Origin of the sequence: Dactylosporangium sp. NPDC006015, assembly GCF_040614215.1 — a bacterium.
In the GTDB taxonomy this organism is placed as follows: Bacteria; Actinomycetota; Actinomycetes; order Mycobacteriales; family Micromonosporaceae; genus Dactylosporangium; species Dactylosporangium maewongense.
This window is the reverse complement of the sequence record NZ_JBEXUD010000021.1, coordinates 19053-44286: the sequence shown is the minus strand read 5'-3', so window position 1 is coordinate 44286 and position 25234 is coordinate 19053. Positions and strand designations below refer to the sequence as shown.

At 72.6% G+C, this 25234-nt stretch carries 25 protein-coding genes; 15 read left to right on the top strand and 10 right to left on the bottom strand.

Annotated elements, in window-relative coordinates:
* Nucleotides 1-218 precede the first annotated feature (218 nt).
* On the bottom strand, nt 219-623 hold the full coding sequence (locus ABZ321_RS32025) for a hypothetical protein (protein WP_354898206.1): 405 nt from the start codon (nt 621-623) through the stop codon (nt 219-221).
* Nucleotides 624-821: 198 nt separating this feature from the next.
* On the opposite strand from ABZ321_RS32025, the gene ABZ321_RS32020 reads away from it, so the two are divergent.
* Genes ABZ321_RS32020 through ABZ321_RS31985 form a run of 8 tightly spaced genes read left to right on the top strand, consistent with a single transcriptional unit; the run spans nt 822 to nt 5516 of the window.
* A complete protein-coding gene (locus ABZ321_RS32020) occupies nt 822-1103 on the top strand; it encodes a hypothetical protein (RefSeq protein ID WP_354898203.1) in 282 nt (93 codons plus the stop codon).
* A gap of 10 nt (nt 1104-1113) precedes the next feature.
* Nucleotides 1114-1494, top strand: coding sequence for a hypothetical protein (locus ABZ321_RS32015; RefSeq protein WP_354898200.1), 381 nt, complete (start codon nt 1114-1116; stop codon nt 1492-1494).
* An 8-nt stretch (nt 1495-1502) separates the two neighbouring features.
* Entirely contained in the window at nt 1503-2189 is a 687-nt protein-coding gene (locus ABZ321_RS32010) for a response regulator transcription factor (RefSeq protein WP_344500560.1), read from the top strand.
* The gene (locus tag ABZ321_RS32005; RefSeq protein WP_354898197.1) at nt 2189-2950 is read left to right on the top strand and encodes a phosphatase PAP2 family protein; all 762 of its coding nucleotides are present in this window, start codon (nt 2189-2191) and stop codon (nt 2948-2950) included. Before ABZ321_RS32010 ends, ABZ321_RS32005 begins: the two co-directional genes overlap by 1 nt.
* A complete protein-coding gene (locus ABZ321_RS32000; protein ID WP_354898194.1) occupies nt 2866-3207 on the top strand; it encodes a hypothetical protein in 342 nt (113 codons plus the stop codon). The genes ABZ321_RS32005 and ABZ321_RS32000 overlap by 85 nt, the downstream gene beginning before the upstream one ends.
* Nucleotides 3204-4193 carry a UDP-glucose 4-epimerase GalE gene (gene galE, locus ABZ321_RS31995; RefSeq protein WP_354898191.1) on the top strand — a complete coding sequence of 330 codons (990 nt, stop codon included), beginning with the start codon at nt 3204-3206 and terminating at the stop codon, nt 4191-4193. Before ABZ321_RS32000 ends, galE begins: the two co-directional genes overlap by 4 nt.
* Before the next feature lie 40 nt (nt 4194-4233).
* A complete protein-coding gene (locus ABZ321_RS31990; protein WP_344500552.1) occupies nt 4234-4611 on the top strand; it encodes a BlaI/MecI/CopY family transcriptional regulator in 378 nt (125 codons plus the stop codon).
* Nucleotides 4608-5516: a M48 family metalloprotease gene (locus ABZ321_RS31985; protein WP_354898188.1), complete on the top strand. Its 909-nt coding sequence runs from the start codon at nt 4608-4610 to the stop codon at nt 5514-5516. Before ABZ321_RS31990 ends, ABZ321_RS31985 begins: the two co-directional genes overlap by 4 nt.
* A 123-nt stretch (nt 5517-5639) precedes the next feature.
* Here the strand turns inward: ABZ321_RS31985 and ABZ321_RS31980 are convergent, their stop codons facing one another.
* Both ABZ321_RS31980 and ABZ321_RS31975 read right to left on the bottom strand, forming a co-directional pair.
* Nucleotides 5640-7025, bottom strand: coding sequence for a HAMP domain-containing sensor histidine kinase (locus tag ABZ321_RS31980; RefSeq protein ID WP_354898185.1), 1386 nt, complete (start codon nt 7023-7025; stop codon nt 5640-5642).
* 57 nt (nt 7026-7082) lie between these two features.
* A complete protein-coding gene (locus ABZ321_RS31975; protein ID WP_344500546.1) occupies nt 7083-7823 on the bottom strand; it encodes a methyltransferase domain-containing protein in 741 nt (246 codons plus the stop codon).
* 249 nt (nt 7824-8072) lie between these two features.
* Between ABZ321_RS31975 and ABZ321_RS31970 the strand changes: the two genes are divergently transcribed.
* From ABZ321_RS31970 to ABZ321_RS31960, 3 genes are all read left to right on the top strand, one after another.
* Nucleotides 8073-9233: an alkaline phosphatase PhoX gene (locus ABZ321_RS31970; protein WP_344500544.1), complete on the top strand. Its 1161-nt coding sequence runs from the start codon at nt 8073-8075 to the stop codon at nt 9231-9233.
* A 178-nt stretch (nt 9234-9411) separates the two neighbouring features.
* Nucleotides 9412-9930: a GAF domain-containing protein gene (locus tag ABZ321_RS31965; protein WP_344500542.1), complete on the top strand. Its 519-nt coding sequence runs from the start codon at nt 9412-9414 to the stop codon at nt 9928-9930.
* A 60-nt stretch (nt 9931-9990) separates the two neighbouring features.
* Nucleotides 9991-11961 carry a DUF4118 domain-containing protein gene (locus ABZ321_RS31960; RefSeq protein ID WP_354898181.1) on the top strand — a complete coding sequence of 657 codons (1971 nt, stop codon included), beginning with the start codon at nt 9991-9993 and terminating at the stop codon, nt 11959-11961.
* Nucleotides 11962-12045: 84 nt separating this feature from the next.
* Here ABZ321_RS31960 and ABZ321_RS31955 read toward each other — a convergent pair whose 3' ends face one another.
* Complete coding sequence (locus ABZ321_RS31955; RefSeq protein ID WP_344500539.1) at nt 12046-13149, bottom strand: hypothetical protein; 1104 nt, start codon at nt 13147-13149, stop codon at nt 12046-12048.
* Nucleotides 13150-13488: 339 nt separating this feature from the next.
* Here ABZ321_RS31955 and ABZ321_RS31950 point away from each other — a divergent pair, with 339 nt between their 5' ends.
* Nucleotides 13489-15432, top strand: a complete 1944-nt coding sequence (locus ABZ321_RS31950; RefSeq protein ID WP_354898179.1) for a DUF4118 domain-containing protein — start codon at nt 13489-13491, stop codon at nt 15430-15432.
* Between the two features lie 78 nt (nt 15433-15510).
* On the opposite strand, the gene ABZ321_RS31945 is transcribed toward ABZ321_RS31950, so the two are convergent.
* Both ABZ321_RS31945 and ABZ321_RS31940 read right to left on the bottom strand, forming a co-directional pair.
* Nucleotides 15511-18036, bottom strand: a complete 2526-nt coding sequence (locus ABZ321_RS31945) for a cellulase family glycosylhydrolase (RefSeq protein WP_354898176.1) — start codon at nt 18034-18036, stop codon at nt 15511-15513.
* A gap of 121 nt (nt 18037-18157) precedes the next feature.
* Entirely contained in the window at nt 18158-19189 is a 1032-nt protein-coding gene (locus ABZ321_RS31940) for a glycosyl hydrolase (RefSeq protein WP_354898173.1), read from the bottom strand.
* Between the two features lie 299 nt (nt 19190-19488).
* Here ABZ321_RS31940 and ABZ321_RS31935 point away from each other — a divergent pair, with 299 nt between their 5' ends.
* Nucleotides 19489-20244, top strand: coding sequence for a glycoside hydrolase family 16 protein (locus ABZ321_RS31935; RefSeq protein WP_354898170.1), 756 nt, complete (start codon nt 19489-19491; stop codon nt 20242-20244).
* Nucleotides 20245-20251: 7 nt separating this feature from the next.
* Here ABZ321_RS31935 and ABZ321_RS31930 read toward each other — a convergent pair whose 3' ends face one another.
* The gene (locus ABZ321_RS31930) at nt 20252-21265 is read right to left on the bottom strand and encodes a LacI family DNA-binding transcriptional regulator (RefSeq protein WP_344500529.1); all 1014 of its coding nucleotides are present in this window, start codon (nt 21263-21265) and stop codon (nt 20252-20254) included.
* A 93-nt stretch (nt 21266-21358) separates the two neighbouring features.
* Here ABZ321_RS31930 and ABZ321_RS31925 point away from each other — a divergent pair, with 93 nt between their 5' ends.
* A complete protein-coding gene (locus tag ABZ321_RS31925) occupies nt 21359-21556 on the top strand; it encodes a hypothetical protein (RefSeq protein WP_354898168.1) in 198 nt (65 codons plus the stop codon).
* Here ABZ321_RS31925 and ABZ321_RS31920 read toward each other — a convergent pair.
* The 3 genes from ABZ321_RS31920 to ABZ321_RS31910 form a co-directional block, all read right to left on the bottom strand.
* Entirely contained in the window at nt 21490-22596 is a 1107-nt protein-coding gene (locus tag ABZ321_RS31920; RefSeq protein ID WP_354898165.1) for an FAD-dependent monooxygenase, read from the bottom strand. The two genes, ABZ321_RS31925 and ABZ321_RS31920, sit on opposite strands and share 67 nt — an antisense overlap.
* A 105-nt stretch (nt 22597-22701) precedes the next feature.
* Nucleotides 22702-23283, bottom strand: a complete 582-nt coding sequence (locus ABZ321_RS31915; protein WP_354898162.1) for a dihydrofolate reductase family protein — start codon at nt 23281-23283, stop codon at nt 22702-22704.
* A 65-nt stretch (nt 23284-23348) separates the two neighbouring features.
* The gene (locus tag ABZ321_RS31910) at nt 23349-24188 is read right to left on the bottom strand and encodes a helix-turn-helix domain-containing protein (protein ID WP_354898159.1); all 840 of its coding nucleotides are present in this window, start codon (nt 24186-24188) and stop codon (nt 23349-23351) included.
* A 71-nt stretch (nt 24189-24259) separates the two neighbouring features.
* Here ABZ321_RS31910 and ABZ321_RS31905 point away from each other — a divergent pair, with 71 nt between their 5' ends.
* Complete coding sequence (locus ABZ321_RS31905; RefSeq protein ID WP_354898157.1) at nt 24260-25222, top strand: DUF4261 domain-containing protein; 963 nt, start codon at nt 24260-24262, stop codon at nt 25220-25222.
* The last annotated feature ends 12 nt before the right edge of the window (nt 25223-25234 follow it).

Genomic DNA, 25234 nt, shown 5'->3' with positions numbered 1-25234 from the left:
CCGATGAAGGCGCCGCCGGCCGTCACGGGCGCGCGACGACCGCGGTGCGCGGCGCGGGCCGGAAGAACAGGCGAGCACGACGCCCGCGAACAGCAGCCAGGCGGTGACCTCCAGGACGCAGACCGTTCCCACGAGCCGCTCCGAGCGTAGGCTTACCTAACGTCGCCAATCTCCTACACGTTGTGGGAATACGCAAGCGGAGCGACCGTGGCGGCCACTCAGGGCGTCGGGCTGGCGGTCGGGGACGCGCCGGCAGGGGGCACGGACGGGGAGGCGGTGGCCACCGGCCCGTCGTCGTCGCGTTCCCCGCCTTCGTCCCGGTCGGCCTGTTCGCCGCGGTCCCGGCGGTCGCCGTGGTCGGCGTGCTCCCCGTGCCGGTCGCCACCCTCGCCGTGCAGGCCGACGATCGCGGCTCCGGCGACCGCGCCCAGGGCGGCACAGGGAACCACCGCCAGGACCAAGGTTGCCGCGACGGCCACCACTGCGGCACGGCCGGGCGTGGCGACGAGCCCCGACCAACGGGACCGCGTCGTCGCTGAGGCCGGCGCCGGGCCGGGCCACAGAGGTTGGCCGTTCTCGATCTCGGGCAGGTCCGGAGCTGCGGGTTCGTGTTCAGCACTCATGACCGGCGAAGGTAGGGCGGCGAACCTGAGAATTCGATGAACGGCGTGCTCAGTGCAGCTGGAGCGGAGCGCGTCCGGCAGACTCGCCGAGCGGCGGCAGCCCGTACCACCGCTGGACGGTGCGCAGGATCGAGTAGTGGTCCTGCTGTGGCCGATGACGGCGTCGTACCGCTTGTTCTCCATCACCACGATCACCACATGGTCGGCGGCCCGGGATCGGCCGCGGGGCCGGTCGTCACCGGCGTCCCAGATCCCGGGGTCGTCGTCGGCGCCGCGATCTGGGACGTCCTGGGCTCCCGCGCCGCGTGGCCGTGGTGGACCGCGTCCGCGTGCCTCGGCCTCTTCACCGCCCGGTGGGTGCCGATGCCGGACGCCGCGCACGGCTGGCTGACGCTCGCCTACGTCGTGGCGTGCGCGGCCCTGCTGCCCACCCCGTTCGGGTGCGGGCGCTTTCAGCGACCGTTCAGGTCCCACCTGTGAGGCTCCCGTGATGAAGGTCGCCCGCCGTACGGCGAACAAGGTGCCCGAAGTCACCGTCTACTTCTGGATCATCAAGGTCCTGGCCACCACGGTGGGCGAGACCGCCGCCGACCTGCTCAACATGAACCGGCTGCGCGCCCTGGGCCCGGTCCTGGCGTTTTGGGCCGCGTACGTGCTGACCCGACCGCTCGGCGCGTCGCTCGGCGACTGGCTTTCGCAGTCCCGTGACGCCGCCGGTCTGGGCCTGGGTACGGTCGGACCGAGCGTGGTGTTCCTGCTCGCGTCGGTCCTGCTCGTCGTCCACCTGACCCGCAGCCGGGTGGACGTCGTCGACGAACGGGCCGGCGGGCCCTGCGAGCCGGTCCCGATCAACGCCCGGACCTACCCCTAGGAGGCGGAGTGCGGCTGCTGCTGGTCGAGGACGAGGTCGGGCTGGCCGAGACGATCCGGGACGGCCTGCGCATCGAGGGCTTCACCACCGACGTGATGTTCAACGGTGTGGACGGGCTGTGGGCGGCGACCGAGTCACCCAACGGCGCCTACGACGCGATCGTGCTGGACATCATGCTGCCGGGGCTGAGCGGCTACGAGGTGTGCCGGCAGCTGCGGCAGCGTGACGTGTGGACGCCGGTGCTGATGCTGACCGCGAAGGACGGCGACTACGACGAGGCCGACGGGCTCGACCTCGGCGCCGACGACTACCTCACCAAACCGTTCTCGTTCGTGGTGCTCGTCGCGCGGCTGCGGGCCCTGATCCGCCGCGGCGCGCCGCAACGGCCGGTCGTGCTCAGCGCCGGCGACCTGCGCCTGGACCCGGCCCGGCGGCGGGTGACCCGCGGCGACGACGAGATCCCGGTCACGCCGCGGGAGTTCGCGCTGCTGGAGTTCATGATGCGGCACGCCGGTGACGTGGTCACCAAGACCGCCATCATCGAGAACGTGTGGGACGCCGCGTTCGACGGCGACCCGAACATCATCGAGGTCTACGTCGGCTACATCCGCAAGAAGATCGACCACCCGTACGGACGGTCCGCGATCCGCACCGTCCGCGGCGCCGGCTACCGCATGGACCCGGACGGCGGCTGATGCGTCGCGTCCCGGTGCTCTGCGCGGCCGCGCTGGGCCTGCTCACCGTCCTCGTCGTCGTCCGGTTCGGCCCGCTGGTCCGCCTCGACTCCGCGGTCAGCGAGGCGGCCCGCCACGCCGCCCTGCGGCACGACGGCTGGCGCGCGGCGATGTCGGCGATCACCCACAGCGCCGACAGCCTGGTGCTGGTACCGGCCGGGCTGCTGCTCGCCGTGGTCCTGCTGTGGAAGCGGTGGCGGACCGGCCTGTGGTTCCTGCTCGGCACCGCCACGGCTGCCACCGCCGTCCGGCTCACCGTCATGACCCTGGTGCACCGGCCGCGCCCGGTCGACCAGCTCACCCCGACCGCCGGATGGGCGTTCCCGTCCGGGCACACCACGTCCTCGGCGGTGACCGCCGGCATCCTCATCGTGCTCGGGTGCGCCGTCCTGACCGGCCGCCGGTCGCGCCGCGTCCTCGTCGCCGTCGCCGGCACCTGGGCCGTGCTCGTCGGCGTCAGCCGGGTCGCGCTGCTCGCGCACTGGCCCAGCGACGTCCTCGGCGGCTGGCTCCTCGCCACCGCCGTCACCGTCGCCCTCGCCCGCGGTCTGCGGGTTCAGCGTTCCTTCAGGACCGCGCGGCCACCATCCCCTCAGCGTGACGACGGCCGGACGCACCGGCCGGAGGGGAGCCCGGAATGCACCATCCAGCGGCACGACAGCGCACCGTCGTCGTCTCGGCCAGCTTCGGCGCCGGACACGACGGCGCCGCCGCCGAACTGACCCGCCGCCTGCGCGCCGGCGGGCACCAGGTCGACCGGCACGACTTCGTCGACCTGGTGCCACGGCGGGCCGGGGTGCTGCTGCGCGGCCTGTACCGGCGGCAGCTGACCACACTCCCCCGCACCTGGGGCTGGCTGCTCGCCCTCGCCGGCTCGCAGCGGCTCACCGGCGGCGCCGCCGCGCTCACCGCCGCCACCGACGCCGCGATGCAAGCCGCGGTCGGCACCCTCGCCGCGCATCAGGCGGTGCCGCGATGACGTGGCTCGTCACCGGCGGCGCCGGATACATCGGCGCGCACGTCGTCGCGGCGCTCGTGGCGGCCGGGGAGCCGGTCGTCGCCCTCGACGACCTGTCCACCGGCGACCCCGCCCGCCTTCCCGCCGCGGTGCCGCTCGTCGTCGCCGACGCCGGCGACCCGGTGCTGCTGCGGGCGACGCTCGAGCGGCACCGCGTCACCGGGGTCATGCACCTGGCGGGCAGCAAGTCCGTGCCGGAGTCGGTGCGCCGTCCCATCTGGTACCACCAGCAGAACGTCGGACTCGTCGCAGCGCTGCTCGCCGCGATGGTCGACACCGGTGTGCGCCGGCTGGTGTTCTCGTCGTCGGCCGCCGTGTACGGCGTGCCCGGCACCGCGACCGTGGCAGAGGACGCGCCGGCCCGGCCGGTCAACCCGTACGGGCAGACGAAACTCGTCGCGGAGGACCTCGTGGCCGCCGCGGGCCGGGCGCACGACCTGTCCTGGATCGCGTTGCGCTACTTCAACGCCGTCGGCGCGGGCGCCCCGCACCTCGGCGACCGCGGCGCCACGAACCTGCTGCCGCTCACGTTCGCGGCGCAGGAGACCGGGGTGCCGTTGACCATCGCCGGCACCGCGCTGCCGACCGCGGACGGCACAGGCGTGCGCGACTACGTGCACGTGGCGGACCTCGCCGAGGCGCACCGGCTCGCCGCCCGCCACCTCACCCGCGGTCACCGTGCCGCGGTGTACAACGCCGGCGCCGGCCGCGGGCACTCGGTGCTGGACGTCGTGCGGGCCGTCGCCACGGTCACCGGCGCGCCGGTCCCGGTCAGGTCCGGCCCGCCACGTCCGGGTGACCCGCCGGAGGTCGTCGCGGCGATCGACCGCATCCGTGCCGACCTGCGCTGGCGGCCCCGGCACACGCTGCTGGACGCCGTCACCTCGGCCTGGCAGGCCCGCACCGCCACGCTCACCGCCGCCGGCGGGCGCGGACAGCACGGGTAGCGCGCGGGCCGCCGGGCAGGTCACGGATATGGTGGTGATCGTGGCTGACTCCAACGCGCGCCGTGCCCCGGGCTCACTGGAGGCTCAGGCGATGGCCGCGCTGTGGGCCGCCGGCGAGCCGCTGTCCCCGGCCCAGCTGCAGGCCGCGCTCGACGCCGGCCTGGCGTACAACACCGTGCAGACGATCCTCGTGCGGCTGCACGACAAGGGTCTGCTGGAGCGCCGGCCCGCCGGGCGCGGGCGGGGTCACGTGTACTGGCCGGCCCGGGACGCGGCGACGGCGGCGGCCCAGCAGATGCGGGCGGTGCTGGACGGGCCGACGGACCGGCAGGCGGTGCTGCGCCGGTTCACCGACGACCTCGCCGAGGACGACCTGGCGACGCTGCGCGCGCTGCTGCGGCAGGAGCCGCCGGCGTGACCGTCGCCGTCTACCTGCCGCTGCTGCTGCCGGCGCTGCTCGCGGTCGCCGCGCGCTCGCTGGCCGCCGCGGCCGCGCCGGAGCGGACGGCCCGGGCCCTCGCCGCCGCTGCCGCCCTGGCGGCCACGGTCAGCACCGGCAGCCTGGCGCTGCTGGCGCTGACGCTGCTCGATGACCTGCCCGCGCTGGAGGCCCGGGAGCACGCGGCCGCCTACCCGCTGCCCGAGCCGGTCCCAGGCGTGGTGGCGCTGGCCGCGGCGGCCGCCCTGGTCTGGGTCGGCCGGCGTTGCGTGGCGCACCTGCGGCAGGAGCGGGCCGTCACCCGGGACCTGCTCGCCGCTGGGGTGCCGCACGACGGGCTGCTCGTCGCCGACCTTCCCGAGCCGCACGCCGTGGCGGTGCCGGCGGGCGCCGGCCGGGCCGGGCACGTGCTGGTGACCGCGGGCCTGCTGCGGCTGCTGGACCGCACCGAACGCGCCGCGGTCCTCGCCCACGAGCACGCGCACCTGCGCCACCGCCATCACCGGACGGTCGCGTTCGCCGCCGCCGCCGCGGCCGCCAACCCGCTGCTGCGCCCGGTCTCCCGGGTCGTCGCGCTGCTGGTGGAGCGCAGCGCGGACGAGACGGCCGCCGCCGCGGTCGGGGACCGGCACGTCGTGGCCCGGGCCATCGCGAAGGTCGCCCTGGCCGGCGGCGGGCGGCGTCCCGCCGGTGGCCTCGCGGCCGGCGGGTCCGACGTCGTGCGCCGCGTCCAGGCGCTCACCCGGCCGGCCGCCGGCTGTCTCCGCGCCGCGGGCCGCTTCCGGGCCGCCATGGCCGCGAGCACGGCGGTCGTGGTCGTCTGTGTGGCGGCGGGCGGCGCCGCGGCCGCCGACTTCGTCGCCGTCGCCCGCGCCTGGCTGTAAACCGCGCGTGGTGGCCGATCACCGGGCGGGCAGCGCCGCGGGCGCCGACTCGTCGCCGTCGCCCGCGCCTGACTGGAGTGGCCGCGGTCGCATGACGGCCGGGCCGCGCGGGGTGGTGTCCGGTCAGCCGGGCGCCATGGGCAACCGGATCCGCAGCAGCGCACCACCGTGGGGCCCTTCGTGGACGGTGAGCGTGCCGCCGTGCGCGGCGACGACGTCGCGGGCGATCGGCAGCCCCAGTCCTGTGCCACCGGCCTGGCGGGAGCGGTCGTCGTCGAGCCGCACGAACCGGCCGAAGACCCGCTCCCGCTCGGCCGCCGGGATGCCGGGCCCGTCGTCGGCGACGGTCAGCTCGGCCGTGCCGCCGGCCGCGCTCAGGCCGATCTCGACGCGGCCGCGGGCGTGCCGGGCGGCGTTGTCGAGCAGGTTGCGCAGGACCCGCTGCAGGTGGTGCGGATCGCCGTCGACGCGGACGGGGCTGACCCGAGCCTCCACCCGCAGGCCGGGGTGGCCGGCGCTGAGCCGGTCGCGTTCGGTGTAGACGATGTCGTCGAGGTCGACGTCCTCCCGGCGCAGCTGCGGACCGGACTCGTCGATGCGGGCGAGCAGCAGTAGGTCGGCGATGAGCCGGGCCATCCGGGCGCTCTCGTGCCGCATCCGGGTGACGTGGACGCCGGCGGCCGGCGGCAGGTCGGCGGCGGCCAGCAGGTCGAGGCCGGCGTGGATGGTCGACAGCGGGCTGCGCAGCTCGTGGCTGGCGTCGGCGACGAACCGGCGCTGGGCGTCGGAGGCCGACTCGATCCGGTCCAGCATCGTGTTCATCGTCGTGGCGAGCGCGGCGATCTCGTCGGCGGTGGCCGGCACCGGCAGCCGGGTGTGCAGGTTGCGGGCGGTGATCGTGTCGGCCTGGCGGCGCATCGCGTCGACCGGGCGCAGCGTACGGCCGACGAACAGGAACGTGGCCGCGCCGACGACGAGGGTGAGCAACGGCATCCCCACGGCCAGCGCGCCGATGACCGCCTCGGTCCCGTCGTTGACCTCGTCGAGCGACTGCGCGACCAGGACCGTCCGCGGCCCGTCGGGGGTGCTGACCCCCAGCGCGACGATCCGGAAGTGATCGTCGCGGGCGAGCTCGAGCCCGCGCTGCTCGCGCAGCGTCTGCCCCGGCTGGGGTCGCAGCGGGGAGATCGCGCCGCTCCCGGCGACGGCGGCCGACGCCGCGACGACCCGCCCACCCCCGTCGACCACCTGGACGACGGTGCGGTCCCGCGCGGTCGGCCGCAGCGTGGCGGCGAGACCGGCCCCATCCGCGGTGCCGAGCGCCGCGGCGACCTGGGTGGCGCGCTGGCCGATCGCCTGGTCGATGTTGTCGGTGAGGATGAACCGGGCGGCGACCACGAGCGTCGCCCCGCTGGCGAGCGCCGCGACGGCGACGACGGCCGCCGCGGCGAGCGCGGACCGCATCCGCACCCCGAACCGGCCCGTCAACCGCCCCCACCACCTGGTCATACTCCTGAACCTAGCGGTGGCGACCTGAAGCGGCGCTGAAGACGCCCCCGAGCGTGGTTACCCGCGGCGCGCGACGTAGACGACGTTGACGGCGAACTCGTCCGCGCCGGGCACCTTCCCCGCGACGGCGTCGAAGGCGCGCGCCGCACGGTTGAGCCCGGGCCGCTCATACCAGCCTTTGCTCAGCATCGCGAACCCGCGCCGCTGCACGACCTCGAACCCGTGCGACCGCAGCAACCCGTACATCTGCCGGTGGGACAGCTCGGCGAACCACGGGTTGTCCGCCTGCCGGCGGGCCCGCAGGTGACGCACCGACCGGGCGTTGCCGTGGTTCTCGACGACGAGCAGCCCCGCCTCGGCGTTCGGCAGCGCCTCGGCGGCGAACGACAGGGCCCGGTGCCGGACATCGTCCTGGACGTTGAGCATCAACCGGAACATGGTCACGATCGCCGGACCGTGTGTCGGCACCGGCGCGGGCACGGGCCCGCCGGCCGCCACCTGGTGAAACGCGGCATTGACGCCGAGCTCGGCGGCCTTGGCCATCATGTCGGCGGAGGTGTCGTAGCCGTGCGCCTCATGGACCAGGCCGTGCAGGGCACGGATCGCCCGCCCGGTCCCGCAGGCGAAGTCGTGCTGCGTCGGCCGCCAGGTCCGGAACGTCCGCCGCACCAGCGCCCGCAGGTACGCCCGTTGCCGGCTGCCGACATGCGACGCGTACGTGCCCGGCGCGTACGTGGTGTGCTCGTACTTGTCGACCGCGTCGGCGTTCTGGAACACCTTCGTGTAGCCGTTGGTCATGCGCCTGCCCTCCCGGGCGGCCCCCGCCTGCCCGCCCACGTCACCTACAACGAGTAGGAGCCAGCTGGGACACCCCCTCACACGGCCGTTGACTCAAACGGAGGACACCCGCCGCCGAGCAGACACCTCGCGGGCAGGGCCGCGGCTCGTGGCCGTGTGATGTTCAGACAGCCATAGACTCACGTTCATCGATGACTCGGGACGGTCCGGAAGGGTCGGTCTCCTTGGTTCCGCAACCTGGGAGGGCTCATGGATCGTCGTACGTTGCTGCGCGCCACCGTCGCTGGGGCCGGCGGGCTGGCGCTGCCCTTCACCGCGTGGTCGGCGGCGTACGCCGCGCCCGCGCAGAACGCCGCCGGGCCGTACGGGGCGCTGCAGGCCGCCGACGCCAACGGGATCCAGCTGCCCGCCGGGTTCACGAGCTCGGTCGTCGCCCGGTCCCGGCAGACGGTGCCCGGCACCTCATACGTGTGGCACGACGCGCCCGACGGCGGCGCCGTCATCCCCAACGGCACCGGGTGGATCTACGTGTCCAACGCCGAGACCAGCTCGGGCTCGGGCGGCGGTGCGTCGCGGCTGGTCTTCGACGCCAGCGGCGCCGTGGTCGGGGCGTCGCGGATTCTCTCCGGCACCAACAACAACTGCGCCGGCGGGAAAACGCCGTGGAACACGTGGCTGTCGTGCGAGGAGATCAGCCTCGGCCGGGTCTGGGAGACCTACCCGCTCGGCGGCACCGCCGTGGCCCGTCCGGCGATGGGCCGGTTCAAGCACGAGGCCGCCGCGGCCGACCCGGTTCGCCGCGTCATCTACCTGACCGAGGACGAGACCAACGGCAAGTTCTACCGCTTCGTGCCGACCACGTGGGGCGACCTGTCGTCGGGCACGCTGCAGGTGCTGGTGGCCGGCAGCGCCACGTCCGGCTCGTTCACCTGGGCGAACGTCCCCGACCCGGACGGCTCCCCCACCGCCACCCGCAGCCAGGTCTCCGGCGCGAAGTCGTTCAACGGCGGCGAGGGCTGCCACTACGCGGACGACACCGTCTGGTTCACCACCAAGGGTGACAACCGCGTGTGGCAGGTCAACCTCGCCGGCGGCACGTACGAGCTGGCCTACGACGACAACCTGGTCAGCCCCGGCACCGCCCCGCTCACCGGCGTCGACAACGTCACCGGGTCCACCGCCGGGGACCTGTACGTCGCCGAGGACGGCGGCAACATGGAGATCTGCCTCATCACGCCGGACGACAAGATCTCCGTCTTCCTGCGCATCACCGGGCAGAGCTCGTCGGAGATCACCGGACCGGCGTTCACCCCGGCCGGCAACCGCCTCTACTTCTCCTCTCAGCGCGGCACGACCGGCGCCTCGTCGGGCGGCATCACGTACTGCGTCACCGGCCCGTTCCGCACCTGACCCACCCACCGCGGCAGCGCCGGGCGAGGCATCCCGCACCGCCACGCCCGGCGCTGCCGCCACCGAACCACCCGCCCGACGTTTGCCGGCACGGCCGGAGCGTCGAATACTGGAGCTGAGGGTGTCAACCGAACCACCTCGAGGGCGTGCGACGTCGTGACCGGAAGGACCATCGATCATGGATGCGTCCGAGCTACTGAACACCGCGGTGGCCGATCTGGCCCTGGTGCAGGACGTCGAGCAGGCTCAACGCATCATCCGGGGCGCCGCGAGGCGCCTGGCGAACGCGCACGGCTCCACCGTGGTGCTTCTGGAAGATGGGTACTGCTTCTACGCCGACGAGGACGCGGTGAGCCCGCTGTGGAAAGGGCAACGATTCCCCGTGCGGCAGTGCATCAGCGGGTGGTCGATGCTCAACCGTCAGCCGGCCATCGTGCCGGACATCCAGTTCGACGAACGGGTGCCGCAGGAGGCGTACCGGCCGACATTCGTGAAGAGCCTCGCCATCGTCCCGATGCGTGTCGAGGATCCGCTGGGGGCGATCGGCGCCTACTGGATCCAGCCGCACCGGGTCACCGACGAGGAACTGGCCCGGCTCGAGGCACTGGCCGGAGCCGCCGGCGCGGCGTTGACCCGTCTCATGGCCCCGGAGACGGCCGAGCTGGTGAGCGCAGAAGCAGCCGGCGCACTTGCGTAGCGCGGCACATCATCGTGCGATCCGGCTCGCCAGCGCGGGCCGGGACGAATGGCGGGCTGCGTGCGTCCGCTCCGCGATCGGCGGGCCGCCGGCGCGATCACACCGCTGCCGTGCGGTAAGATACTCGTTCAGGAATTGTGTCAGCACGACCGCAATTGCGGGCGTCGTGTTGACGGCGAGGCGAAAGAACGATCGCCGGTGTCGGACTACCTGGTGCCGTTGCTGCTGAGAACGAAGCCTCCGCCCGCCTGGCTCGGGCTGGTCGTCGCCTTCGCGTGCGTCGCGGCGGAGACCCTTGTGATGTTTCCCCTCCGGGACGGCTCTCGGACGGCCGCCACCGGCGTGGTCTACCTCTGCGGCGTCCTGGTCGTCTCGATGGTGTGGAAGCCGTGGCTCAGCGTCCTGACGGCCGTCGCCAGCGCCTTCGCCTTCAACTACGTTCACGTCGCGCCGTACTGGACGCTGGACTTCACCGCGCGCCGGGACCTGCTGACCGTCTTGGTGTTCATCGCGGCCGGGCTGGCGGTCGGTCACCTGGCGGATCTCGCCCGCGCCCGAGCCGCCGAGGCGGCCGAACGCCGCCAGGAAGCCACCCTCGCCACCGGGCTGGCCAAGCGCATGCTGTGCGCAGCCGATCTGCATTCGGCGCTCGGCTCGGCGTCGCAGCGGCTCGCGCAGGCGCTTGAGCTACGGTCCGCGGTGATCGAGCTCGACGTGATTCCCGGGGACGGGCAGCGGGTCGCGCTCCCGCTGTGTGACGGTGCGACCCGCCTGGGCACCCTGCTGGTCCCGGCCGACCTCCCCGAGCGGACGCTGGAGCGCCTGCGGCAACACGTGGTGCCGACGCTGGAGTGGCTGCTGTACGCGGCACGTGACCACGACGCGATCGTCGACTCGCTGAACGCGAGCCGCAAGGTCGCCCTGCTCGTGGACGAACAGGCCGCGTGGCGGCGCGTGGCCATGCTGGTCGCACGGGGCTGCGCACTCATCGACGTGTTCGACGCGATGACGGAAGAACTCTGCCGGGCCCTCGGTGACGTCCGCACGGCGCTGATGCGCTACGAGCCGAACCGCACCGCCACCTGCCTTGCGGGTCTGAGCGAGCTGGGCGCCCCGATGTCGATCCCGCTCGAAGAAGACAGCATCGTCGCGACGGTGCTGCGCACGAGGCGTCCGGCCCGGATCGACAGCTACGACGGTGCCCCCGGTCCGGCCGCGACGACCGAACGCGGACTGGGCATACGTGCGGCGGTCGGCGTTCCCGTCATGGCCAACGGGCGTATCTGGGGCATGCTCGCCGTCGTGTCGTTCACGACCGAGGCGGTGCCGCCCGCGGCCGAACGGCGCCTGGCCGACTTCAGCAACCTCATCGCGAGCGCGATCGCCAACGCCGAGCATCACGCGCAGCTCGCCGCATCCCGTGCCCGCATCGTCGCCGCCGCCGACAACACCCGGCGACAGTTCGAACGGGCGCTGCACGACGGTGCGCTGCAGCGGGTCGTCTCGCTCGGACTCGAGCTCAGCATGACCGAGGCGTCGATGCCACCGGAGCTGAACAGGTACAAGACGCAGCTGTCACATACCGCACAGGGCCTGAACGGCGTGTTCGAGAGCCTGCAGGAGGTCTCGCGGGGCATCCATCCGGCGATCATGTGCACGGGCGGGCTCGGCGCCTCGATCAAGTCGCTCGCCCGCCGGACCGCGATTCCGGTGGACCTGAACCTGAACATCGACCGGCGGCTGCCCGACCACACCGAGGTGGCCGTGTACTACATCGTGTCCGAGGCGCTCGCCAACGCCGTCAAGCACGCCAAGGCGACCATGGTGCACGTCAACGCCGAGGCGGAGAACGCGGTGTTCCGGCTCTCGGTGCAGGATGACGGCGTCGGCGGAGCCAGCCTCGGCAAGGGGTCCGGACTGATCGGCCTGCAGGACCGCGTCGAGGCCCTCGGCGGCCACATGGAAGTCGTGAGCCCGGTCAGGCACGGCACTGCGCTCCTGGTCAAGATCCCTATCGACGAACGGTTATAGCTGTTCACCGCCGGCCCGGCGCTCCGCGAGCGCGTCCCACGGCGCCCGCCCAGCTCGGTAGCGAGCGGACGCCGTGGACCCTGATCACTGCGGGAAGTCGCCGGGGTCGACCGAGTCGGTGTCGGCGTTGCCGCCGACGCTGGCCTTGAGGGTGATCTCCCAGGTGGTGTACTGCCTGCTCGTGGTCTTGAACTCGAAGAGGTCCTCGAACTTCTCGAACTCGCAGGAGCGGGTGAACCCGGCGACGCCCGCGTCCCAGTCGACGCCGGTGGCCATGTACACCTGGTAGTTGCCGTCCTTGACCTTCTTGACCTTGTACGTCTTGCCGGCCGAGACGTAGACCGTCCAGGCCGCGACCTTGCCGCCGTTCGGGACGAGGCTCACGACGACGTCGGTCGTGCTGCCGCTGTTGTTGATCGTGAATTCGCCGGACCCGTTGAGGGTTCCCTTCTTCACCATGGTGCCGTTCGCCAGCGTGCGGGTCTGCTGGGCGACCGGCGCCGGCAGCCACGCGCCGAACTTGAAGGCGGCCCCGAAGGCCTTGACCGCGTCCCGGAGGTAGGTCGCCGCCGGCAAGCCGCTCACCTGGGCGACCGCCGCGGGACCGGCGCAGATCTCGCCGTTCTTCGCGTCTCCGGTCAGCGCCACGAAGTCGCTGCCCAACGCGTCGAACGCCCGCTTGAGCTGCTCGTGGCCGGCGGCCGCCTCGTTCGGCGGGGTGACGGACGTGAACCGGGGCGCGCTCGTCTTGACCGCATCGGCCAGGGCCTGCGCGGCCTCGACCGTCGCCGCCTGGTTCTTCGCCGCGGCGACCTTCTGCCACGCCGGTCCCATCACCGCGTCGGCGTCGGTCAGGAGCGTCTGGTACGCGGTGGCGGTCAACGGCTCCGGCGCCTTGCTCGGCGTCGGGCTCGCCGATGCGCCGCCCGCCGCACCCGAGGAGGTCCGCTTCTGGTCGGGGTCACCGCCGACGAAGGCCGCAGCCACACCGACACCGCACACGAGCAGGAGCACGGCGGCGACGACGCCGATGATCAGCTTGTTCCTCGACCCCGTGGGCGTGCCCCGGTCGCCGCTGGGCCACCCCGCGCCCGGGCCGCCGATGACGGGACCGGTGGGCGGCGCGTTCCAGCCGGGCGCACCCGTGGGCGGCATCCCGGACGCGTCCGGCATCCCGTACGCGGGCATGCCAGAGGTCGGCGCTCCATACGCGGGCATACCAGAGGTGGGCGCTCCATACGCGGGCATACCGGAAGTGGGTGGACCGTACGCGGGCATGCCGGAGGTCGGCGCACCGTACGCGGGCATACCGGGGGCGGGTGCACCATATGCGGGCATACCGGGGGCTGGCGCGCCAAATGCCGGCATACCGGAGGCGGGTGTCGCGGAGGTAGGCATGCCGGACGTGGGAATGCCGGAGGTCGGCATGCCCGGGGCGGGGGCGTCAGGTGCGCCCCACGCAGGGAAGTCCGGGTTCGGCCCGGTGGGAGAGGGCGGCGTTGTCACGCGTGCACCGTACCGGTTCAGATGCAAGTGCAGGTGCCCCGACCGGCAGTTGAAGATCACTCTGGCGGACCCCGGCGCCGCGACGGCGAGCATCCGATGCGCCGTGGTCGGACTAGACTGATGTCAGTGCAGATCGGTGCGCTGTCCCGGCTGGTGCGACCGACACCCCCGCCCATTGAGTTGGGGATCGCGGTCGCCACTGGACTGACCGTGGTCGAGACCCTGCTGGTCTATCCACTCCGGCAGGCCATGGTGCCGTATTTCCCGGGCATGATCTACATCGTCGGCGTGCTGATCACCTCAATGGTTTGGGGTATGTGGCTCGGGATGGCCACCGCGGTGGCGAGCACCCTGGCGTTCGTCTACTACCACGTCCGGCCCTTCGAGAGTTTCGCCGCCGGGGACGTACGGCAGGTCGTCGACCTGGCGGTCCTGCTCATCGTCGCGGTGGCCACGAGCGCGGTGGCGAATCTGTCCCGGGTGCGTGCCGTCCAGGCCGAGGAGTCCGATCTCACCGCTGAGATGGCCCGGCTGCTGCTGTACGCCGAGGACCTTCCCGCGGTGCTGCCCGCCGTCGCACAGCGCATCGCGCGATCCCTCCAGCTGCCGGACGCCGCGATCCACCTCGCGACCGTCCCCGGCGATGACCGGCACGCGGCGTTTCCCCTGTACATCGACGTCGCCCAGCGCGCGACCCTGGTGGTGCCCGCCGAGACGCCCAAGCAGACGATGCAGCGGCTGCGGGACAGCATCGTGCCGTCGTTGACGCCGCTGCTGAACGCCGGCTGGGAACGTGCCGCCGTGCTGAACTCCCTCGAGACGAGCCGGGAGCAGCTGCGCCGGCTCGCCGCCGAACAGGCCGCGCTGGGGCGGGTGGCGAAGCTCGTGGCCGGCGGCAGTCCTCCGGCCGAAGTCTTCGACGCGATCACCACCGAGCTGCACGGACTGATGAGCGAATACAGCACGTGGCTGTGCCGCTACGAACCCGACGGCACGGCCAGCGTCGTCGCGACCAACCTCACCGACGACCTCACGACCGACGTGCGCTGGCCCATCGACGGCGAGAACGTCCTGGTCAAGGTGCGGAACACGGGGTGCGCCGCCAGGGTGGACACCTTCGACGGCGCGGCCGGCCCCGTCGCCGCGTACGCCCGTGACATGGGTATCCATTCCGTGGTCGGGGTGCCGATCGTGGTCGACGGGCGGCTGTGGGGCGTGGCGGGCGTGGCGTGGGTCCGGTCCGAGCCGCTGCCGCCCGGCACCGAGGCACGCGTCGCGGAGTTCACCGACCTCGCCGCCATCGCCATTGCCAACGCCGAGGGCAAGGCCGAGCTCTCCGCGTCCCGAACCCGGCTCGTCGCCGCCGCGGACCAGGCCCGCCAGCGCATCGAACGCAACCTGCACGACGGCGCGATGCAGCACTTCCTCGCCGTGGCGATGCAGCTCGGTGCCGCGGAGGCCATCCTGCCGCCGGAACTGACGGAGGCCAGGGCGGAACTGTCGCACGCCCGGCGCGGCCTGATCAGTGCAATGGACAACCTGCGCGAGATCTCGCGGGGCATCCATCCGACGTTGCTCGCCTCGGACGGTCTGCCGACCGCGCTCAGGGCGCTCGCCCGAAGATCCCCGGTGCCGGTCGACCTCGACGTCCAAACCGACCAGCGCATGCCCCCGGTGGTCGAGACGGCCGCGTACTACATCGTCTCCGAGGCGCTGACCAACGCGGTCAAACACGCCCACGCCACGGTCGTGCACGTGCAGGCGACCCGGAACGACATGCTGCACCTGTCGATCGACGACGACGGCATCGGCGGCGCCGACCCGCACCGCGGCACCGGCCTCACCGGCCTCCAGGACCGGGTCGAGGCACTCGGCGGGCACCTCACCATCAGTAGCCCCGCCGACGGCGGCACCCGGCTGTCGGCCACCATCCCGACCGATTCCATCCCCCTGCAACTGTCCTGAGTCGGCGCACCGCGGCGGGCCGCCGGTCGAGACGCTGCGGCGGATCAGCCGGCCGGCTGGGTCCCGGGCAGCCCTCGGTCAGGTGGCAGCGATGGAGTAGGCGCCGCTCGCGCAGCCGGTGATGCGCCAGCCGCCCGGCACCCGCTCGGCCGACGCGTTGCGGACGTTCGTGGTGCGGACGGTCGGCTCGGCCTCGCCGGGGAACCAGACGTCGACCTGGCAGTTCGCCGGGTCGGACGGGGCGGTCGCGGTGATCCGCAGGTCGGTGCCGCGGGGGCCCGCCGTCAGTGACACCAGGCGGCCCGGGAAGGCCCGGGGGTAGGCACGCGACAGCGGTTCGGCGAAGGGTGCCGGCGGTGGGATCGATTCGCCTGTACGGCAGTCGACCTCGACCAGGTTGCCGGACGTGGTCGCGTCGGCGCCGGTCTCCGGTGAGCCGCAGCCCTGCCGCCAGACCCAGAACGCGCCGCCGATACCGAGCCGGTCCTGGGCCGCGGCGAACCGCCGCACCTTGGCAGCGTCCGTCGCGGGTTCGCCGAACCAGCCCCATTCGCCGGGCCACAGTGCGGCGCCGTAGGCGGCGGCCGCGCGGGCCGACACGGTGAGGTTCCGCTCGATCGACGCGATCGTCAGGCCCAGGCTCTGATCCATGCTGATGGACTCGCTGTACGGGTGCGGGGCGAACACCAGTTGCCGGTCCGCGGTGAACTCGGGTGGCGGGGCCACGTCGAAGCCGAGGCCGGACCACAGCACGCTCGGCTGGAAGAAGACGAGGTGGGGGAAGCCGCCTGCGGCGCCCTCGGCCGCGCGGATCGCGGTGATGGCGGCGTCGTAGAACCGGCCCAGCAGCAGCCCGGAGCTGGTCGGCGGGTTGGGTCCGATGCCCGGCTCGTTGAGCAGGTCGTACCCGGCGACGGCCGGTTCGCCGGCGAAGGCGCGGGCGACGAACGCCCAGGCGCGGACGAGCTCGGTCTGGAGGCCGTCGCGGTCGGCGTACAGGTTTCCGTACGCCGTCGCCACCGCGGGCGCGAGGTCCCGGGCCAGGAACTGGCAGTGTGCCGTGCCGTCGGTGATCGTCGCCCAGGCCGGCGCGCCGTCCCAGCCGGTGGTCGGGGTGGTGCCGCCGCCGCATTGCTCGGACGGCCGCGCGAGGGCGTTGCCCCACGCGTCCTGGTGCATGTCCAGCACAGTGTAGATCCCGTGTGCCTTGGCGCCCGTGACCGCCGCCTGGATCTCGCGGAGGTACGACTGGTCGAACCTGCCCCGCTCGGGCTCCAGCCGCGACCACGACATGCCGAGACGGATCACGTTGAAGCCCATCGCCGCCATCTGGGCGAAGTCGTCATCGGTCAGCGGCCGCGTCGCCGGTACCGCCGGATCGCGCAGGTAGTAGTCGATCAACTGGTTCACGTTGACGCCCCGCAGGATCACCTGCCGGCCGGTGACGTCGCCGATCGTGGCCGGCCCGTCGCGCCGGGGCGCCGGGTGGACCAGGAGCCGCTGCATGCCGCCGGTCCCCGCGACCGCGGCGACGGACGGCGGTCCGGGCTGGACCGGCGCGCCGATGACCGGCGCGAGCGCGAGGAGCAGCACCCCGACCGCCACGAGGACCGCCAGCCGCGGTCGCGTGTCGGGACGCAGCAGCAGCACGGACGGCCACCGCGAGCCGATCCCGGCAACGATGAGCGCCGCGGCCGGGCCGACGGCCGCGCCGTAGCTGAGCCCCGTCGCGACGCTGATCAGCGCGGTGCCGATCCACCAGCTGTCCGGCCCGGCGCCGGAGAGGTGGTCCGACAGCGGCGCGGTCGCCGCGCCGACGACCCCGAGACCGAGACCGCCGACCACCGAGGCCAGCCACACGGTCACGCCGCTGCCGGACAACCTGCGCCCGAAGGCCCGCACGACCGCCGCGACGACGGTGAGGAACACGGCCATGCCGAGGAGGAAGCCGAGCACGCCGTTGGCGGCGGTCGGAGCGATGAGGAACCCCGCGAATGCGTATCCGACCGGGCCGCCGCGCCACCACTGCGCCGCCGGTCCCACCGCGGCGAGCACGGCCACGGCGAACACCACGAGCACTGGCGCGAGGACCGGTTGCGCCGCCGGGGGCTCGTCCCGGGAGCGGGCCGCCGGGCCGACGCGGACGGCGAGCGCGGCGCAGCCCGCCACCAGCGCGCCGACGACGACGTACTTCAGTGCCGCGAAGCCGCTCGTGCTCACCGCGTACCGAAGCGCCGAACCGACGGAAAGATGCCGTCCCAGCACGGGAATCGCCGACACGAAGCCACTCGCGGCGCTCGCCCAGGCGCCCGCGCCGACGGTCGCGACCCAGGCGGCGACGAACACCCACCGGGCCGCCAACCGCCCGCCGGCGAGCAGGACCGGGAGCGCCGCGCCGGCCAGCAGGACCGGAAGCCCGACGACGAGGGGTGCCCAGCGGTAGGTGCTGCCGGTGCCGGCGAGGGGCAGTCCTCGACCGCCGACCGGTGCGAGCAGACCCGAGGGATCCGTCGCGGCGCCGACCGCGACGACGGCGATGAGCAGGGCGACCACGGTCGCGGCGGCGCGGGCCTGCGGCGCGGCCCAGATCCGTCGGAGGGTCATGAGGGCGAGTTGGCAGTCATAGTGAACGCGATTCTTACTCGCGTTCGGCGGTTTGTCAGCCCCTTCCAGCCACGTCGTCGGCCGGTGTGGCGGCGGGTGCAGCACCCGCCGCCACAGCAGCTCACCTTCTGTAGTGCACGGCGATGCGGGCCAGCTCCGCTCCTCGCCCCTTCATGTACCGCTGCCCGACCCAGGACGTGAAGGCGGCGAGCGCGGCCGGCGACGAGCCCGGCGACCACGCCTCCTCCTTCGTCAGGTCGAAGTAGGTGAGCAGTTTGAGATCGGGGTACGCGCCCGTGTGCAGCGTCGCGTTCATGTTCCTCAGCCACTGCGCCTTGTCGCCGCCGTCCTCGGTCGACGCGAACTCGGCGATCGTCACGGGCCGGTTCGGCGCGACGGCGCGGGCCTTGGCGTACGCGGCGGCGAACGTCTCGTCGAAGGTGGTCCAGTGATCGCCGGTCGGGTCCCACGACGGGCCGAATCCCCAGTTGTAGCCGTCGATGCCGACCCAGTCGACGTACGCGTCGCCGGGGTAGGCGGCCGCCGGGTCGTTGTAGGGCGCGTCCGGTGACGAGCCGTTGTTGTAGGCCCACACCCATTGCACGTTGCGCGCGCCGGCGGCCACGACGAGGTCGTGCACGTGGCGGTACGCCCGCACGTACTGGGCCGGGTCGGCGTTGTTGTTGGCGATGCCCCACGGATACCAGTTGCCGTTGAACTCGTGGCCCCAGCGGACCAGGATCGGCATGCGCACGGCGGCGAACTCCTTGGCGCGCGCCGTGATGTAGCCGTCCCACGAACCGTCGATGATGTCCTGCAGGTGGATCTGCGCGGGGTCGTCGGGGCCGAGGGCGGTGTCCCAGGGTTCCCAGGTGTAGTGCGGCATGATGCCGTGGCGCCAGAGCGTCCTGGCCTCCGCCACCGGGAAGGGACGGCCGCTCGCCCAGCTGTCGAACCACATCACGCTGGCGGGCGTGACGCCGTACAGGCTTCTGACGTTGGCGGCGATCGTGGTGGGGTCCTCCTCCCGGAACATGCCCAGGTACCGCGTCGGCGCCGTGTCCCGGCCGGCTCCGGCCGCGGCGGTGCCGGCGCCGGACACCACCAACGCGACGGCGGCGGCCGCCGCGCACAGCAGTGTTCGCATCCGCATGTTGCCTCCCAGTCGATGTTGAGAGCGCTCTCCCGCCGGCTTGTTGATAGACGCCGACGATTGGTAGCGCTTCCAGTTTCAAGCTAGCGGCGGGCGGTCGCGACGTAAAGAGGCAGGGCTCGATCCTTGACAACAGCGCCGCAGGGTCACACGCTGTCATCGACGCAGCCGGGTCAGATCGACTGGAAGCGCTTCCGGTCTCCCCCAACCTGCCGGCACCGCGTCCGGGATCCCGCCAAATCCCCGTTCGTCGTGCGTGAGCAGCGGCTCCGCACGGCTTGTAGGACTGGAGACCTCACATGTTGCGGACTCGATTGACCGCGTTGGTCCTCGCCACCATCGGCCTCACGGCCGTGCTGAGCGTGCCCCACGCGGAGGCCGCCATCGGACCCAGCTTCGTGGACAACCTGAACTCGTTCGACACCGGTCGCTGGCACAAGGCCGACGGCTACAGCAACGGCGGCATGTTCAACGCCGGCTGGCGCGCCGACCACGTCTGGTTCAGCGGCGGCGTCATGGGCATCAACCTGGACACCGCGTCCTGCCCGGGCGGCTGCTCCGGCAAGCCCTACGCCTCCGGCGAATACCGCAGCAACGACCTGTTCACGTACGGGCGATTCGAGGCCCGACTGAAGGCCGTCAAGAACCCCGGCACGGTGACCTCGTTCTTCACCTACACCGGGCCCAGCGACGGGCAGCCGTGGGACGAGATCGACGTGGAGATCCTCGGCAAGAACACCAACCAGCTGCAGACCAACTACTTCACCGGTGGTGTCGGCGGGCACGAGACCGTCATCAACCTCGGGTTCGACGCCTCGGCCGGCTACCACGACTACGCCTTCGAGTGGTGGAACGGCGGCACCATCAACTGGTTCGTCGACGGCAGGCTCGTCCACCAGGAGAACGGCTCGCGCGGGGCGCTGCCCACCCACCCGCAGCGCATCATGATGAACCTGTGGCCCGGCGTCGGCGTCGACGGCTGGCTGCAACCGTTCAGGTACCCGGGCAGGACCCTGACCGCCACCTACGACTGGGTGAAGTACACCCGGTACTGAACCGGGGTCAGGCCGACTCGCGCACGACGAGCTTCGCGGGCAGGATCAGCGACGCCGGCTGGGCCCCGTCCAGCAGTTCGACCAGCATCCGGGCGGCCTCGCGACCCAGCGACTGCACCGGCTGGTGCATGGTGGTGAGCGTCGGGTCGGTGTGCAGCGCGATGGGCATGTCGTCGAAGCCCACCACGGCGACGTCGCCGGGCACCGCGCGGCCGGCGTCGCGCAGCACCCGCAAGGCCCCGGCCGCCATGTTGTCGTTGGCGGCGACCACGGCGTCGAGGTCCGGATGCGCGTGCAGCAGCGCGCGCATCGCCTCGGCGCCGCTCGCCTCCAGGAAGTCGCCGGGAGCGGTCGCGTACGGCTCGAGGCCGGCCAGGAGCAACGCCTCCGCATAGCCGCGAAGGCGCTCCCGGCCCACGGCGGTGTCCTCCGGGCCGGTGATCATCGCGATGCGGCGGCGCCCGGCGCGCAGGAGATGCTCGGTGGCGGCCCGCGAACCGCCGGCGTTGTCGACGTCGACGTAGTACGGCGGCGTCCCGTGAACCGGCAGGCCGATGAACACCGTCGGCAGGCCCGACTTCGTGGCGATGTCGATCATGGGGTCGGCGCCGCGCGTCGCGACCAGCATCACGCCGTCGGCCCCCCGGGTCTGCAGGAAGTTCCGCAGCCGCCGCTGGCCGTGATCGTTCGTGGCCAGGCTGAGCATGAGGTGCAGGTCGGTCTTCTCCAGCGCGGCGGACGCGCCGACGATGACCTGCGCGAAGAACGGGTCACCGAACACCTCCGGCCCCTCGCCGGAGACCGCCAGCACGACCACGCCGGTCTGGCGGGTGGCCAGCGCCCGCGCGCTGCGGTTGGGGGTGAACCCGAGCTCCCGGATCGCCTTCTCGACGGCGTCCCGCTTGGCGCGGCTCACGTTGGGCCCGTTGTTGATCACCCGGGAGGCGACGGTGCGGGACACCCGGGCGCGCTCGGCGACCTCATCGAGGGTCGGCGGTCGAGACGGGACCGGTGACGGCATGCGTGGTCCCTCCGCTCACGGTCCAGCCATGGTAGGTAGCCCCGCACGGACCTGTAAAGTTCCCCGACCCGCGGCTTCGCGGTGCGGCCGGCGATGCCGCTCGGCCCGGTCGTCGGCATGCTGACCGTGTGCCTCGGCCTGCTTGAGCGGGCCGGCATCGGCACCGTGGCCGGGTTGGCGCTGCTGGTCCTCGTCCTGCTCGTCAGCTCCAAACCCGGTGACACCTATGGATTGGCTGACGAGGTGATCGGCGATCCGGCCGGGGCTGCGGAGTCCGGCACCCCCGCGTAGTCGGGCAGCTCGATGCCGTTGATCGCGCGCCCGACCAGCTCGGTGAACCATTCGCCGGCGAAATCGGGGCCCGGCTCGGCGTCTGGCCCGGGGACGTCGCGGGTGCGGGCGTTCAGCCGGCCGATCTCCTGGTTGGCCTCGACGAACGAGCGCATCCGCGCCTCGTAGCGGGCGAACCCGGCGGCGGGGTCCCACCCGGCGGCGGCCAGCTCTCCGGCCAGCAGGTAGGCGCCGACCAGGGCCAGCCCGGTGCCCTGCCCGGACATCGGCGACGAGCTGAACGCCGCGTCCCCGAGCAGCCCCACCCGTCCGCTCGACCAGCGGTCCATCACCACCTGGGCGACCTGGTCGAGGTAGAAGTCCGGGGTGTCGTCCAGGTGCGCGAGGATGTCCGGGCTCAACCAGCCCAGGCCGGCCATCCGTTCACGCAGCAGCACCTTCTGGGCCGCGACGTCACGGTAGTCGACGTCGAAGTCAGCCGAGGCGAAGTAGAACATCGCCATCGCCCGGGTGGCGTCCTGGATGGGTCGCAGGAGGGCTGAGCGCCCGGACTCCTGATCCTGGTGCTCGAGCAGCCAGCGGTCCAGCCCGAACTCGTTGGGCACGCTGTAGAAGGCCAGCACGTGCCCGAGGTGGCGGAGGAACCGCTCATGCGGCCCGAAGACCATCGCCCGCAGCGCCGAGTGCAGCCCGTCGGCCCCGACCACCAGGTCGAAGCGCCGCCGGTCGCCGCCCGCGAAGGCCACGTCGACCCCGTCGGCGTCCTGGGTGAGTTCGGCGATCCGGTCGCCGAAGATGTACTCGACGCCGTCGCGGGTGTCGTCGTAGAGCACCCGGGACAGGTCCCCGCGCAGGATCTCGATGTCCGCGATGAACCCGTCGCCACCGTCGTCGTCGGCACGGAAGGTCTCCAGCACTCGCCCGTCCGCGTCCACGGTGTGCGCGCCGGCGGTGTCGGTGCACGCCGCGCGCACCGCCGCGTCCAGCCCCATGCGCCCGATGACCTCCTTGGCCACCCCGCGCGCGTCCACCGCCTGCACAGGCCAACTTCTGTCGGTGTGTCCAGCCGTATCGACCACGGATCCGCACAAACCTATCGGGAGTCGGCCAAGATACGACGGAAACCGGCAAACAGTGATCTCGGGTTAACGGTGCACCTGAAAGCGCAGGTGAAGCACCCGGTTGCCCTGAATCACCACGTCAGGTTCCTCCAGCAGGTGCTGCGCGTGGACCGGCCCGAAGTAGCGCTTGCCGGACCCGAACACGACGGGGACGACGTCCATGCGCACCTCGTCGATCAGGCCCGCGGCAAGCACCTGGCCACCGACGTCGCCGGCGGCGACCTCGACCACGCGGTCACCCGCAAGCTCCTGCGCCTTGGCCACGGCTGCCTCGACGCCGTCGACGAAGTGAAACGGCGCCTCGGGGTCCCAGCCCTCGGGCGCCGGCCGGTGCGACACCACGACCACGTGGTCGATCCCGCCCGGAGGCTTCCCGTCCCAGCCGTCCGTCAGGTCGAAGACGTGGCGGCCGACGACTGTCACCCCGATCTGGTCCCAGTACGGCCGGGTGTAGTCGTAGGACGTCTGCGACACCTTCAACGCGCCGCTCTCGTCCAACGGGACGTCACCGCTGGACAACCAGTCGAACAGCGGTCCGGGCTGGTCGTTCTCGTCCGCGACGAAGCCGTCCACCGACACCGAGCTGTACATGACCACCTTGCCCACGCGGCTCTCCTCTGCTTTGGGATGCCCCAAATTAGCGTGCCGTGAGCTGTCGCTCTTGTAAGAAATCAATCGGCCGGCAGCGGCCAGCCGTCGAACACGTGGCCGGGATGTTCGCGCAGGAACCGCCGCCGGACCTCGACGTACCGGGTCGGCGTGAGCCCGGTGAACGCCCGGAACTCGTGGCCGAAGTGGGCCTGGTCGAAGTAGCCCGCGCGACCGACGAGGTCGCCCCAGTCGATCGGTCCGGCGGGGTCGATCGCGAACACGGTGGCGGCGAAGCGGTGGGTGCGGGCCAGCCGCTTCGGCGTGACGCCGATGAGCTCCTTGAACCGCTGCGCCAGATGGGTGCTGCTGACACCGGCTGCCACGCTCAGGTCGCCGATCGCCACCGCCCCGCCGGTCGCCGCGATGACGCTGCTCGTATGGCGGACCAGGCCCAGGCCGGCGGTCTCGCACAGCCGTCGCATCAGCTCCTCCTCGAGCAGCGTCAGCATCTCGTGCGGTCCGGGCGCCGTCGCCAGCCGGTCTCGCAGCTCAGCAACGGCGGGCCGGCCCCAGACCTGCTCCACCGTCACCGGCCGGTCACACAGCTCGGCCGCGGGCATCGGCAGGAACGGCGCCAGCCCCCACGGCTTGACGTGCACGCCGACGGACCGGGTCGGGAGTGGGTAGCTGAACTCCAACGCACGGGTGGGCGTGGTGACCACGCAGCCGTCGGCGTACTCGGCCGTCTCGATGTCGGTGCCGGCGCGGATGCGGAACGGCGCCCCGAGGTTGACGATGAGCAACGCCGCCGGCATCGGCGGCAGCGTCAGCCGGGCGTACGGCGGCGCACCGTCCAGGTAGTACAGGTCGTCGATCAGCCCGTCCAGCGGCGGTCGCGGCACTCTGGACACGTACTCCACGCCCACAGCATCGCCGACGCCCCGCCGGCATCGCGCGCCGGGGCTCGCACAGGGGTACTACCCTCCGCGGCATGTCTGAAGATCATGTGTACGGTGTGCGGCTCTTCGTCCCGGGGGTCGCGGCGACGATGGCGCAGTGGCAGGACTCGCTCGGACGGTCCGGGCTGACCCTGGACGGCAAGTCGCTCACATCGCAGCGCCTCGGCTTCCGCGCGCCGGTGGACTGGGTGGAGAACGACGGCTCGTTCGGCCAGGCGTTCGGCTACGGCACGATGTCGGCGCAGGAGCAGTCCGCCATCGCCGCGGCCGGCAGCGCTCTGGTCCTGGATCTGCCGGTGTACCTCGATGCGGCGGCGGACGAGGTCGCGACGCTGATCGCCGCGCTGGGCGACGCCGGAGCGCTGGGCGTGCGGCTCGAGCAGTCGAAGCTGGGCTGGTCCGTCCCGCACTGGCTGGAGAGCCTCGAGGGCGGCGACCCGTGGCTGCTCTACCGGTGCGCCGTCGTGGTGCTGCAGGACGGCGGTGTGTCGCGAACCTGCGGCATGCACGCGTTCGGGCTGCCGGACGCGGAGGTCGAGGCCGCACCGTCCGAGGCCAACCGGCTCCTCGGCGAGCTCAACGTGTACCAACTGGCCGAGGACCCCGTGCTGGTCAGCGGCGACACCTTCAGGCCCGACCTGGACACCCCTCGCCGCCGCCTCGAGCGCTGGCCCGACGACGGGTACCCGACGGGCCACCCCTGCAACAACCCCTTCGGCACCTGGCGTCTGGGCCCCGAGGGAGGCGAGGCGGATCCGCGGCGCGAGCTTCAGCCCGTGTTCATCCCCGCGCTGGTGGCCCTCCTCCACGCCGCCGAGGCGGAGGCCGGCCGGCACCTGCAACGCGAAGAGGTGGAACGCATCACCAACGAAGGCGCCTGCATGATGATGACCCACGCCAACGCGCAGCAGCTCGAACGCAGCCGCGGCTACGCGGACCTCGAGCCCGACCTCGCCTGGTGGCAGTGGCAGCTCGTCCGCGAATCGCAAGGCTGACACCGCAGCGAT